Source organism: Waltera intestinalis, from assembly GCF_009695995.1.
Lineage (GTDB): Bacteria > Bacillota > Clostridia > Lachnospirales > Lachnospiraceae > Acetatifactor > Acetatifactor intestinalis.
The window spans coordinates 89,296-101,911 of record NZ_VUMU01000009.1 but is presented as its reverse complement, the minus strand read 5'-3'; the positions used below and the strand labels follow the sequence as shown (position 1 = coordinate 101,911).

The following is a 12,616-nucleotide window of genomic DNA, read 5'->3' as shown; positions in this document are numbered from 1 at the left end:
TTCATAGTCTGACCTCCTGACGCTGGTCAAAAAAGTTAAGCGCTAAACTTTTTTGACTGTGTATAGTATGAGACTATTATTGCAGATGAAAGTTGATTGCAAAAGGTACTTGCTATGGAGCATTTACGAATTAGACATCGCTGAAACAGCTCATAGAAACGGAAAACCTCACCCAAACAAACCTGACCCACAACCCAATCACGGAAAGGACAATGGCGGGTCCGGCAATGGTGAAATTGGTAACGAGGGAACAGATTCTTTGAGCTAACATAATCATAGCAAAAAAGTCGTGGTGAAATACCACGACTTTTTCAGTTTACTTCCGGCAATTATACTTCTTCCGCTATTCTATTTTCAACTGTTTTCTTCTGTTCAATTTTAATTTCTCTGTCACAATACTTCAAAATGCTCTGGCGATGGGTAATAATCAAGCAGGTAGGTCTAGGTTGTAACTGTTGCAACCCCTTCAGTACAGAAAGCTCTGTCCCTTCATCCAGTGCTGAGGTCGCTTCATCCAAAACCAAAAACGGTGCTTTTCGGATAAATGCCCTGGCAATGGCAATCCGCTGTGCCTGTCCTTCGGATAATCCATGCCCTCTTTCGCCGATTACCGTATCCAGCCCTTGGGGAAGTTCCTTCACAAACTCATATCCCGATGAAAGTCTTAACGCCTCCCACATTTCCTCATCTGTGGCATCCAGCTTTCCCATGCGGATATTCTCGCGAATGGTGCCACTAAACAGCGTATTTCCCTGGGGTACATAGGCGATAAAAGTCCGAGATTCTGCATTGGCTCTTTCTTCTTCCCCCGTGTTATTATAAAAGGTAACCTTTCCCTGGATATTGCTCATAAAGGACATAATAATTCGGACCAAAGTAGTTTTTCCAATACCTGATTCCCCGATAATTGCCACAAATTCGCCAGGTTGAATCTGAAAAGAAACATCTTCCAATACCGTATCGTTGGCATAGCCAAAGGTAAGGTGTTCTACCTTGACCCCCACCTCTTCCGCTTCCATCTGCTCCGGCAGTTTTTCCTCCAATGGCAGATTCTGCAGTTCCATAATTCTACCTGCTGACGCCAAGATAGACACTACTCTGGGAATCTGTTGTGCCAGCCCCATCACAGGAGACTGCACCCTGTTTACCAGAGTAAGGAATACCGACATCGTACCATAAGTAATCACCTGACGGGAAATCTGCAAAACACCGTATGTAAACGCAGCGATATAGCCCAGTTGAAAGGATAGGGACATCACTGTGGAGCTTACAAGTCCCATCTTGGTCTTCTTAAATACCCAGTAAAAGCGATTCTCACGAAGCTCTACCAATCTGTCGGTTGCGTATTTCTCGTTGGCAAACGCTTTCACAATGAGCAGGTTAGCCAGACTCTCCTGTAAAAAGGAACGATAAGAAGCTTCTGATTCCTGTACCTTAATCTGTAATCTTTTCAGTTTTCTCCCAAGCCACCAGGATGACAATGCGGCAACCGGTGCAACCATTAAGGCAAAAACCGCCAACAAACGAGAATAAGAAAACAAGGTGAAGAACACCAGTATAAGTTCTATCGCCAATTGAATAATGCTTGGTATGGTTCCTACAATACCGTCTGCAATATTGCCGGCATCGCTGGTAAGCCTTGTCATCAAATCTCCCGTGTGATATTTCTTCACATCCATCCAGTGGGAATTGATAATTTTTTCGTAAATCTGTTTGCGGATGCCAAAGGAAAAGCGTTCATTCAGCATGGTAGACAGCAGTGCCGAAATCACATCCAGCATCTGCACCCCCAACATGATTGCAATATATATAACAATCAATGACACAAAACCATTATGTATGGTGGCATTATCTATGATTTCCTTTGAAATCTGCACCATCACCAATGTGCTGACTGTGACAAGCAAATCCAATAGCATCGTTAATGAAATCCTGCCCAGATACGGTTTTGCATACTGCATCAGCCACTTTGCATACTGATACTGATTTCCTCTGTCATTCCATAGCCTTTTCAATTTGTTCATAGCTATAATCCTGTCTAATCAATAAAATTCAGTTTCTGCAGTTGTTCCAGAAATTCATACACAGATCGTTCGCACTCTTCCCTTGTAACTTCATATTCCTGCATCAGCTTTTCGATAATTTCTTCCGGAGTGGTTTCTACCTGAATCATATCCCAGATATCGTTCCCTGCACCCTTAATCAAAAAATACTTCCCCGTTTCAAAATCGACCATGACCTTTTCACCGGATAAATCTGTAATATTCAGTTTCTTTTTCATAATAATCTTTGTATCTTTATCCATAATCTCTCTCCCTTTATATATTTTCTACCATCTGCCAGATTGCTTCCGCTGTATCTGCTTGTGTCGGACGCCCTACTATGTACATATCCATTGCAGATGCAATTTCCAAACATTGAGGTCCTGTCAACATTCCGTATCGCTCTTGCTGCAGGAGTTTTCGCAAAAATAAATTATTCACACAAAAATGAAATTTTTCAATTCCTGTAATCGCCTTCACATACGGTTCCTTAATCCGATTATCTGCTATCAGACACAACATCCTTCTTATCGGCTTCCCTTCCAAGGAAAACTCACCGAAATAAGGCACCATAAACTTGTCCTTCTCTTCATCTATGTAAAGCAATTCCTCCAAACGATACCCTCTTTTCAGGGCGGCATCGCGGCAAAGCTTCTGATAAGGAAATGCCGGATAAGCCACTGCTTTTCCATCCTGCACTTTGACCAAAGACACGTCATCTGCCATCAACCCATATCCAGCCTCTAAAAATCTTGTAGTCAATGTAGATTTACCGCTTCCGCTTTCTCCGGCAATCAAGACAGCTTCTCCGTCACAATGTACCGCGGAACAATGAATCGCCATCTCGCCTCTCTGCATATGTAACATTGCCAGCCCATATCCCAACAAATAAGTCCTAAGATAACCCATATTAGCACCCTCACGGGGCTCATAGGTGATATACTTGCCCTTTTCCACTAAAAACCATACTGTCCTGTTGATTAGCCAGCTAATATTTTCTCCGAATTCATACTTTCTTTCCGTCTCCCTGCTCTTAATCTCCTGTGGTATCACGGCATGGCGGATGACAATATCTGCCTTGTCCTCTGATACCGGCTCTGCCTTGATTAGTTGCGGAAATTCCAAATCAGAAAAAACAGTTTTTCCATATATAATATAATAATGCATTGGTATACCCCTCTACATAATACAACACTGTTTTTATGTTATCATTTTACCAGAAGAAACACAAGCAATAATCCAAAAAGTCATCGCAAAATATCGCAAAAAAGAACTCTCCAAGCATGGCATTCTTACACCAGTTTGGAGAGTTCCCTTATTTCTTCTTTTTCTATGATAATTCTTCTCCATGACCGGGCACATACCATTTACAGCCAATCTGCACCCAGTCCCCATCAAATTGTTCACTGGGAGCCAGACCATTTTCTGTACGGGAAAGTTCCAGTGTTTCCACTTCAGGTGTATTCCATTCTTTTTTCATGATTGATTCCTCCTATATTCTATGAATGTGATACACTATATATATATCCAGTTTGAGCTCATTTCTTTCCAATTCTATCAATATTGATACATTTTTGAATAGGCTACTATAACCTTTAGAAAACGTGACAGGCAAACCTAATGCTTCGTAAACGCTTACGCTTCCATTTGATTCTCCAATTCCAAAACCATTAAGGTATACATATGTCGAACCAGCATTTGGGTTGTATACTTCTCCATATCAGGATTCTGTAACAATTCTGTACATGCCTTAGTGCTGTCCACATATCTGCTGTCGGGATAGCTCTGATACAGTTGTATCCATTCCTGTCGAATCTCCTCCCATTTTAAAGACATACGATAAGCCAGATCTGCACTCTGTTTCCCCTTCGTTTTCGCCTGCAAAATGTGCGGCGGTATTCTATCTTTCAAATATTCCCTGACCAGTCTGCGCTCCTTCCCTTCTTTACAGAATTGCTCTACCGGAAGACTTAAGCAGAAAGAAATCACACGCTTATCTTTTGTCGGATCCCGCAATAACACTCCCGTTGCAAGGGAATGTTTGGTCCCTGCCTCTCCAATCTGTCGCAATGCCACATCCTGTACCATCAATTTTCTGGTTGCATCATGGCATAAAGAGGCTTCGGCAAATTTCCGTTTCATGGCAAGCATTCGCTCCGCCGCCCCCTCTTTTTCTACCATAGCAGGACGCACAAAGGATTTCCCATATAAGGAATTCCAGTCTGTCTTAATCTTGCTGCTGTTTTTTCCAGCGTTCCTAATCTGTTTTTTCGCATATCGCATAGAGAATCCGTCTGCTTTTGAAAAAATCTTTAGTTCCCGATACAGAGTTATCCACTTCTTTCTCTGATACAAATCATTCATATACACTTCTAAATCCGTATAGGAAATCGTAGTGTTTCCAAAAGAACCGGTAAGCATCATTCTGCTACCTCTATCATAGGCACGGCGCATACATTCCGGAATCCAGAGCATATTTTGCACTGACTTGTAAGGCATCTCCATAATTCTGAGTTCTCCCTGTCGGTCCTTCCATGGATTGATTCCCTCTAGGTTTACAAATGTCGGTTCAACATTTCCAAGATATTCTGTTGTCTTTTGAACAGCCTCTGATTCATCTTCCAAATCCCATCCGGTTTTCTGAACCACATAATCCTTCAATGGAACTGATGTATAGGAATAAAGCTTCTCCCCTTTCTCCTTCAGATATCCTGATGCTACAGCAGCTACGGCATTAGAATCCAGACCTCCGCTCAACAGAATAGACATATCCCCCCTACCTCGCATAACGCCTTTTACCGCATCGCAGAAGACCTGTCGAAAAGCTTTTGCATACTCCTCATCATTTGCAAGCTTCAGCTCTCTAAAATTCTCAAAAGGATTCCAGTATTTTTCTTTCTCTATCTTACCTTCTTGGATGATTACCCTTTGTGCCGGTGCCACTCTGTAGATACCTTTATAAGGTGTCTCCTCTGCCTCATTTGACATAAACAGATGATCCATTGCCAGGAAATCCGTTATCCATCTGTCATTCAATCCGGCTCCCATCAGCTTTATCAACGGCTCCATCAGAGAAGAGAAATAGAGTATTTCATTCTGTACAGCATAATAGACACAGCGGTCTCCCACTGCATCTATGACAATTTCCGCTCTTTTTTCCTTTCGGTCGTAATACACAAAGGCAAACGCTCCCAACAAATCATTCAAACAATCTTTGCCGTAATCACAATACATTTGATACAGTAGCTCTCCGTCCGGCATTTCTGTAAGAGGCTTCTTACTTCCCAATAGCTTTGCATAAAGTTCCTCACGATTATCCAGCACCACATCAGCAGTAAAAAATGCCCCTTCTTCTGCAAGCGGCATTTTTTCTCCCACTGATTCTTTTGTAAAATACTGAATACCACAGCCAAGATAGACTGTTTCTACAGTTACCTCCTCATAGCGGTCTATCACACAGTTTTGGTAACTCTCTGCAAAGACTTGGCTGATTCCAGCCTGCAGTTTTTTCCCCTGTAAGTCAATGACTCCCCAAATTGCTGACATTGTCTTCTCCCCTATTTCAGCTTCTAAACTTATCTACAACTGCATACCCTTCCCCACTGCCACCTGTAACATACATCCTGCCACAACGAATCCAAGCATGGGCTACCATCTTACCTTCCTCCAGGCGGCAACCCAGATACAGAGTGGAAGCAATTTTCTTTTTCTTCAATAATTTCTGCGCTGTAAGAGCCCTCACCAGACACTTACTCTCCCATGTGGTTTTATCACAAATCTGGTTGACACAGTAAGATACCTTTTTGGCATAGCGATAATGCTCCAAGGATTCCTCTTCCTGAGATTCCTCTCCCTCAATTCCCCATCTGTTCTGCATTCTTTTTGTATCCATATGTAATATCAGAAATCGGTACCACGCCGAATAAACCCAGCATTTCAAAGACATTCTCTTATGCTTGTTGTAAATCAAAAAACGCCACATTCTCTTCAACAGTTTCATGCTTTTATCCTCTACGGTTTAAAACGCAGTTCCATCTCCTCATAAATTGTTTTCAATGTCTGAATCTGTTCTTTATCAATATGATCAATCATCTTTCGTTTAAAACTGCCCTTGTGTTCGAATATGCCGCACACTCCACGTACCAGCCAGGCCCAGGGTAATAGCCATGGTTTCTTCTCCAAATAAGGATAATACTCAGACATATAGTAAAGAGGCGGAAAAAAGTACCAACGTTTCAGTTGCCCGCGGCTCATCTCTTTATCCGAACCCTTTTGATACACAAACTTGTTCCAAATACCGTTTTCGTCTTTTCCGTAAATTCCGCTGTCTAACATATAAGCAAACAGCTTTTCATGAAAAGGACTCAGTTTCCCACCATCCAGCCATTCGAAAGCCAACTGCTCCATATGGATTGTAAAAGTTAAGATACCGCATCTGTCCAACTCCTGCTCCACATATTTCCTATCCATACTATTACGATATGCATTTAAATAAATATAGATATCAACTAAATGTCTGATACCACAACCAGTCTGATAAAAATGCTTCGCCATATGGGACATCATATAGACATAAAAATCTTCTTTTCCAAAGACCTGCGTATACCGACAGCCTTCCTTTACCTTTGTCCGGGAAAAGTTGCTGAAGTAACCATATTGATTTCGGTCGACTGTTTTGTCATACATGGCACGATGTGCCTCCACAATCAAAAATGGGGGGTTCATATAAATATCATGATGCTTAATGGACTCAGACAACAGATATCCTCTCTGTTTCAAGATTGCACTGGCTGTCTCCATATTCTGTTCCGCAATCAAAATATCAATATCACTCATCTCACGCATTTCCGGAGAGGGATAGAGGAAGCGCAGTACAGCTCCTTTCATGGGTTGGTTCACAACACCGGCTTTCTCAAAGCTCTGTTCCAATTCCCCCAACTCTTTCACTTGTACTGCAGTCCGCAAAACACATCGAATAACATGCTTTCTCAGATGTTCCCGTTCCTCTTCCACCAGATTGGGGACTCTGACTAATGCTCCCAACAATAGATATTTCATTTGGTTCTGTACAGCAACTTCCACAATTTGATTTACAGAAATACTCGAAGGAAGAGCAGCTGCTATTCTGTTTTCCAACTGTGCTTTTATCAATTCAGCCAAATAACTGTCCAATTCTCTCATTAATTACCCTGCCTATACACTTTCTTTTATTTGCTTCTGTTAATCTTCACAGCCTTCAACAAATAGTAAAGATGAAAAAATCACCTTGTCAGAAAAGATTTCACTCACTATCACTCTCTTCAATATTGACAAAAGTAATACTCATTGACAAGTCTCCTTTTTCCAAATACTGTTGTATGTCTTCAATTGCATAGTTACTATATGGATCATATGTATTTACTACAAAATATTTCGCATCATCTGGTATTTTCGTACACAAAAATCTGTGTAAAATATTTTTATCTTTCTTATACTCTATTACATTTTGCTTTTCGTCCAAAAAACAAATATAATTAATCCAAAAATTAGTTGCTGCACCTTTTGTTTTCATTGATATACATAAATAATCACCATCTCGTGTCTCCAAAAAACGATTATCCTTTGTTTTCGTAGTTAATGTCGCCCAATACTTATTTTGATAATCTACCATTTCGATACATCCAGTTGACAAATTCATATCACCAAAATAGAAATCATCTATATTATCCAATACCATTTTATTTTTAAAATCAGTTTCATAATTTTGCCCCGCTACGCCGGCAAATATTGCTTCAATCATATCCATATTGGTCTGACTATAGTCATATCGATCAACTAATTTCCAATGGTATCCATCATCCCATATACAACACTTTATACCATATTTATTCGCTCTTGCAATGTAATTACTAGTAAACTCTTCTCTTAATTCACTTAAAACGTAATCGTCTTTAGCTCCAAATTCCGTAATTAATATGGGAGCTCCGATCCTATTGGAAAATTCTTGCAATGTTTGAAATTTCCATTCTATATCTTGATCAAATTCACTTTCATAACAGTGTACCGAAACTATAAGATAATTTTCCTCATTATTTACATCATCTTCCGGCAATCGAAAAGCATCTGTTACTTGAGTCAAAGTACTGTCAAACAGAGTTGGAACCAGTAGAATTCGTTTAATGTTGCTTCCTTCAGTACTTCGAACTGTGGTCACAAAAATTTGATTTAGTATATTCATTTGTTCAGCAGACAAATCAGAATAAGTAAATCCTGTCACCACATTATCTATTTCATTAAATCCTTCAAAAATCAGTCGTTTATCATATTCCGCAAAGCTCTGAGCAATCTGCCGCCATAAGTCTTCTGTATCCTGTTGTACCTGCTTCCACTCTGTCTCATCCTCAACTCCACATCGAAACAGCACCCATGCATCACACATAGTGTTTAGAATTACATACATGTCATTATCTATTGCGTAATCGACCACCTCATGAACTCTTTTAAGCCATTGCTCTCCTATCTTAATCTTTCCATTTTCATCTCTTCCACAATTATAACACCATGAAACCGGTATTCTTATCGTATTAAATCCAAGCGATTTAACATAGTCAATCAGTTCTTTGGAAACCTTAGGATTTCCCCATATAGTCTCCATTTCCAGATTGGCATCATAACCACACTCTGCCGCTGCCGTTCCAAGAGAATTTCCTAGATTCCAACCTACATTTATCTCCTCCATAAGCATCCAAGCATCCCAATTAGCATTATCCTCTTTGGCATCAATGTTATCGCAGTAATTTTCATTGTCCGAAAACGAATCATTCTCTATATTTTCGCTCAAATTAATATTCATTTCATACGTTTCCGGTTTTTCAACAGTATCTGTTTCACTATAAATTTGACTCTCAGTCATATTTTCACAACTACATGTGCAGATGACACACGCAAGTGACAACGTAATAATATTTAATCTTTTCAAAACCAAGGAAAACCCACCTCTTCTCAAATAACAATAAAATTCCTACTGTGTTACATCACCGTAACCTTATCTACAATAGAATACCCCGAACCATCACCACCGGTAACATAATATTGACCACATAGCCATGCGTGAGCAACCATCCTACCTTCATCACAACCACAGCCCAGATACATTGTAGAACTGATTCCTTTTTGTTTCAGTCATTTCTGTGTAGTCAAGGTTCTTACCAAACATATGTCCCTCCATTGAAATACGACATATGCTCCAATGCTTACCCTTTCAGGCAATAGATTGGGAATACGCTTTTCAAACTGAGACTGTATCAATTCTGCTAAATAATCCGCTAATAAATTCATCCTATAAGCCCTCCCGGTCTACTTTCATACTAAATATTTATCGATACGACTCATCCCATAAATAATCTTCTAAATACCATTAATTTTTTATTATTGGTAGCTTTAATAATTAAAAAGGATAATAACATAGTTATAGTTATGGTTAATATAAATCTAATAGATGTTCCTCTCAAATTTATTGAAAACAATGTAAGAAATAAATAATGATACTCAGTTTCCGAAACAGACAACACTCTTTATGTTTATCAAGTTGGACATTCAAAGTAAAGGAAAATAAAATTGTTGGCAACACAAAGAAATACATCGAACACCCTCTGGCAATACCTTGTGCATGAACAAAATAAACCTCAATACCGAAACACAGGAAACCAATAAAAGATACGTTTTTATCTATTTTGATTTTTTATTTGCAAACAGTAATCCTAAACTGATAAAAACAAATCCTTGAAATAATCCATCCTGTGAAGTCACAATAATCTTTTCAACAAATTTCAAAATTAGCTTCTTTTTCTTGCATCACGCATCCATCCTTTAAACAAATAAGCATCTTTATATAACCGGTTATAATATTATTTCAAGTTTTCTTTAATAAAATTTATTCGGAGCATGCTTCTCATTTTTTCAAATAATATTCTAATCACAACCGGAATCAAGAGGCCCACTATCACATACAAAATCCACCAAAATCCCCCGATTCCAAACACAACAGGTATGTCCCCCATATGGGATAAATCCAATCCATAAACATTAATAATGATATAACTAACAATTTTAAAGCACACAAAATGTAATGCCATAATGTCTAACGTTTTTGTTCCTAAATATCTCAACACTCGACTGTCTGAAATAATCTTAATTTGAGCTATAGCAAAAAGCATTAAGATACCTGATAATTGCCCGATATACCTTATCAACACAACATATCCTTCACATGGACCACCTATTGCGTATGTATAGAAATTAGCTAATAGCCCATTCAACAACAATCCTACTGCAACAAATACATATTTATATCCTGTGATATACTGATGCCACCCATATTTTTTTATCAAATAACCCAAATAGAAGAACAAAAAATAAGCGCATGTCAAATCAATTCTAAATGCCCTCGGGCAGATGTTTAACAAAGAACAAACTTGCATTATTAACACTAATATGCCTGTCATTATTTCTTCATATTTTACAGGTAAAAACCTTCTAATAAAGTACTTCACCCATATAAACATAATTACAATTGTAAACAAGGTCCTAACAAACCACATTGCTCCACAAATACTTTGAATATGAAATGTCAATACCATCAAGATATCATAAATCATTTCCTTGATACTGTAGTAATTTGAAAAAATATGGAAATTTGTCATCACATTATGCAACAAAACAAAAATAAGGTTGTACACTACAAAAGGTATATAGTATGCTTTGAACTTTTTCCACGATGATCTAATCGGATTATCAAAATTCTTTTCACCAAAAACAAATCCGCTGATTGCAAAAAAGAAAGGCATATGAAATTGTGAGATAAACTGCAATAACACGCTATGTTCTACATTTATAGACTTGTTTGCATTTGTTATTGCATGTCCTAAACACACAAGAATAATTCCTATTCCCTTTGCAGTATCAATATAGCCAATTCTATTCTGTCTTATTTCCGTCATATATCATCCTCACCCAAAATCATACATCTAAAATAAGTTACCCTACCAACCTTTACTTTCTCTTTAACCTTTTTTTAATATCCTCTTTTTTACCATTCCAAGGAAGTAGTTAAATCCACCACTTCTAAAATACATTAATATAATCAGCAAATTAGGGAAAATACAGCAAACTACAGCCCTAAATGCAAGTCCCGCATATCCCTCTAAAGGGACACAACTACATACAATATATGTTATTCCGATTATCACTGCAGTAGAGAAAGCATAACCTAACTGAATAAGCAAATATGTAAATAAACTTTTTTTAAAATAATATTTATATAAGACAAGACCCTCAATCCAAAAGGGAATCAACAACGTACTAATAAGTGTTCCTAACTTAACACCTGTAACTCCCCAATAATGAGTTAAGGGAATTGAAATCACTAAGTTTGCTACTGATTCAACTATAGCCTTATATCGGTCAGGCCTAAATAAGCCAGCGGCATTTTTGTAGACCAGTGTTACTGTTCTCATTCCCGCGAAATAGAAACAAGCTACCATTATGAGAACAAATCTACTGTCAAGTAAATATTCACTGCCCAACCATATTGAAATGAAAGGTTGCGTCAGACACAATAAACCACCGGAACAAAAACATATTATCCAAAAGTTTGCAAAAAGCATATCCTTGTATACTTGATAGCTTCTTTCTTTATCTCCTCGCGCAATCAAATCTCCAACGCTGGAAGAAGTTGCTCTTATTATTGTATTGGATAGATTACTCACATTGCCGGAAATCAATACATAATTTGAAAATAATCCTGCTGCAGATAATCCTAACACCTTAGAAATAATCAAATTATCTGTTGCATTAACAATGACATCACCTATTTTGTGACAGAACATTGCTTTGACATTATTCTTTATCTTAACTTTTTCTTCCACACTCAACTCTTGTATATTGTCATCAAGCAAGTATGGATATTGTTTGTCCGCTATTTTGGAAATTACCACATTTTCTAATCTTGTCATTATGACTTGAATAATGAGGTATGCAAAATAGTTCCTTGTCAAATATAAAAATATAATTTGAAGAACTCTTGTTGCAATTGAAGAAATGGTCGTTGTCGTTGTTGAAATATACTCATCCTGATTACATATAATTAATGTTCGCTTATATGTATAAAAATAAGATATTCCAGAATTCAAAACATACAAAAGATAAAAAATTCTAATATGCGGAATATCCGGCATATCTTTAATTAGGAACTGCAAAAACGGAGTCAATCCTGCTCCTAAGCCCAAAACAACCCAGCCAATAATGCTGTATACTCTTTTATACAGCATCATTAAACTTTTTATTTTCTCAACATTCTTCTCCGCCACTGGCTTATACAGTGCAAAAGTCATGGCAGTCCCTATTCCCAACTCGGAAAGGGCTAGCATCGATATAATATTGCTGAACAACCCATTTAAGCCCAAGTATTCTGTTGTAAGCAACTCAACAAACACTTTACGATTTACAAACTGCAATAAAATAGTAAATACATAACCCATTATAGAAAACATAATATTTCTGATACTGCTACTTGTTCTGTTTTTTTCTTTCATTCC

10 protein-coding genes are annotated in these 12,616 nt (G+C 38.0%); all 10 read right to left on the bottom strand.

The features are described 5' to 3' along the window. Positions 1–329 precede the first annotated feature (329 nt). Positions 330–2,024: an ABC transporter ATP-binding protein gene (locus tag FYJ59_RS08850; RefSeq protein WP_154496520.1), complete on the bottom strand. Its 1,695-nt coding sequence runs from the start codon at positions 2,022–2,024 to the stop codon at positions 330–332. Between the two features lie 14 nt (positions 2,025–2,038). Beyond that, a complete protein-coding gene (locus FYJ59_RS08845; protein WP_154496519.1) occupies positions 2,039–2,305 on the bottom strand; it encodes a PqqD family peptide modification chaperone in 267 nt (88 codons plus the stop codon). Positions 2,306–2,318: 13 nt separating this feature from the next. Then, a complete protein-coding gene (locus FYJ59_RS08840) occupies positions 2,319–3,209 on the bottom strand; it encodes a phosphoenolpyruvate carboxykinase (ATP) (protein ID WP_154496518.1) in 891 nt (296 codons plus the stop codon). Between the two features lie 163 nt (positions 3,210–3,372). After that, the gene (locus FYJ59_RS08835) at positions 3,373–3,522 is read right to left on the bottom strand and encodes a hypothetical protein (RefSeq protein ID WP_154496517.1); all 150 of its coding nucleotides are present in this window, start codon (positions 3,520–3,522) and stop codon (positions 3,373–3,375) included. A gap of 155 nt (positions 3,523–3,677) precedes the next feature. After that, entirely contained in the window at positions 3,678–5,588 is a 1,911-nt protein-coding gene (locus FYJ59_RS08830; RefSeq protein WP_154496516.1) for an asparagine synthase-related protein, read from the bottom strand. Between the two features lie 16 nt (positions 5,589–5,604). Then, positions 5,605–5,988 carry a lasso peptide biosynthesis B2 protein gene (locus tag FYJ59_RS08825; RefSeq protein ID WP_268878535.1) on the bottom strand — a complete coding sequence of 128 codons (384 nt, stop codon included), beginning with the start codon at positions 5,986–5,988 and terminating at the stop codon, positions 5,605–5,607. A gap of 65 nt (positions 5,989–6,053) precedes the next feature. Further along, on the bottom strand, positions 6,054–7,223 hold the full coding sequence (locus tag FYJ59_RS08820) for a nucleotidyltransferase domain-containing protein (protein WP_154496514.1): 1,170 nt from the start codon (positions 7,221–7,223) through the stop codon (positions 6,054–6,056). A gap of 100 nt (positions 7,224–7,323) precedes the next feature. After that, positions 7,324–9,006 (bottom strand): glycoside hydrolase family 5 protein, encoded by a 1,683-nt coding sequence (locus FYJ59_RS08815; RefSeq protein ID WP_154496513.1) that lies wholly within the window; start codon positions 9,004–9,006, stop codon positions 7,324–7,326. Between the two features lie 922 nt (positions 9,007–9,928). Further along, positions 9,929–11,020, bottom strand: coding sequence for an acyltransferase family protein (locus FYJ59_RS08810; RefSeq protein WP_154496512.1), 1,092 nt, complete (start codon positions 11,018–11,020; stop codon positions 9,929–9,931). A gap of 63 nt (positions 11,021–11,083) precedes the next feature. After that, positions 11,084–12,613: a lipopolysaccharide biosynthesis protein gene (locus FYJ59_RS08805; RefSeq protein WP_154496511.1), complete on the bottom strand. Its 1,530-nt coding sequence runs from the start codon at positions 12,611–12,613 to the stop codon at positions 11,084–11,086. Positions 12,614–12,616 lie beyond the last annotated feature (3 nt).

What these genes read in the sequence shown, in the direction of transcription:
- FYJ59_RS08840 (WP_154496518.1), bottom strand. Translation starts at nt 3,209, where the DNA reads ATGCATTATTATATTATATATGGAAAAACTGTTTTTTCTGATTTGGAA.
- FYJ59_RS08835 (WP_154496517.1), bottom strand. Translation starts at nt 3,522, where the DNA reads ATGAAAAAAGAATGGAATACACCTGAAGTGGAAACACTGGAACTTTCC.
- FYJ59_RS08805 (WP_154496511.1), bottom strand. Translation starts at nt 12,613, where the DNA reads ATGAAAGAAAAAAACAGAACAAGTAGCAGTATCAGAAATATTATGTTT.
- FYJ59_RS08820 (WP_154496514.1), bottom strand. Translation starts at nt 7,223, where the DNA reads ATGAGAGAATTGGACAGTTATTTGGCTGAATTGATAAAAGCACAGTTG.
- FYJ59_RS08810 (WP_154496512.1), bottom strand. Translation starts at nt 11,020, where the DNA reads ATGACGGAAATAAGACAGAATAGAATTGGCTATATTGATACTGCAAAG.
- FYJ59_RS08850 (WP_154496520.1), bottom strand. Translation starts at nt 2,024, where the DNA reads ATGAACAAATTGAAAAGGCTATGGAATGACAGAGGAAATCAGTATCAG.
- FYJ59_RS08825 (WP_268878535.1), bottom strand. Translation starts at nt 5,988, where the DNA reads ATGTCTTTGAAATGCTGGGTTTATTCGGCGTGGTACCGATTTCTGATA.
- FYJ59_RS08830 (WP_154496516.1), bottom strand. Translation starts at nt 5,588, where the DNA reads ATGTCAGCAATTTGGGGAGTCATTGACTTACAGGGGAAAAAACTGCAG.
- FYJ59_RS08845 (WP_154496519.1), bottom strand. Translation starts at nt 2,305, where the DNA reads ATGGATAAAGATACAAAGATTATTATGAAAAAGAAACTGAATATTACA.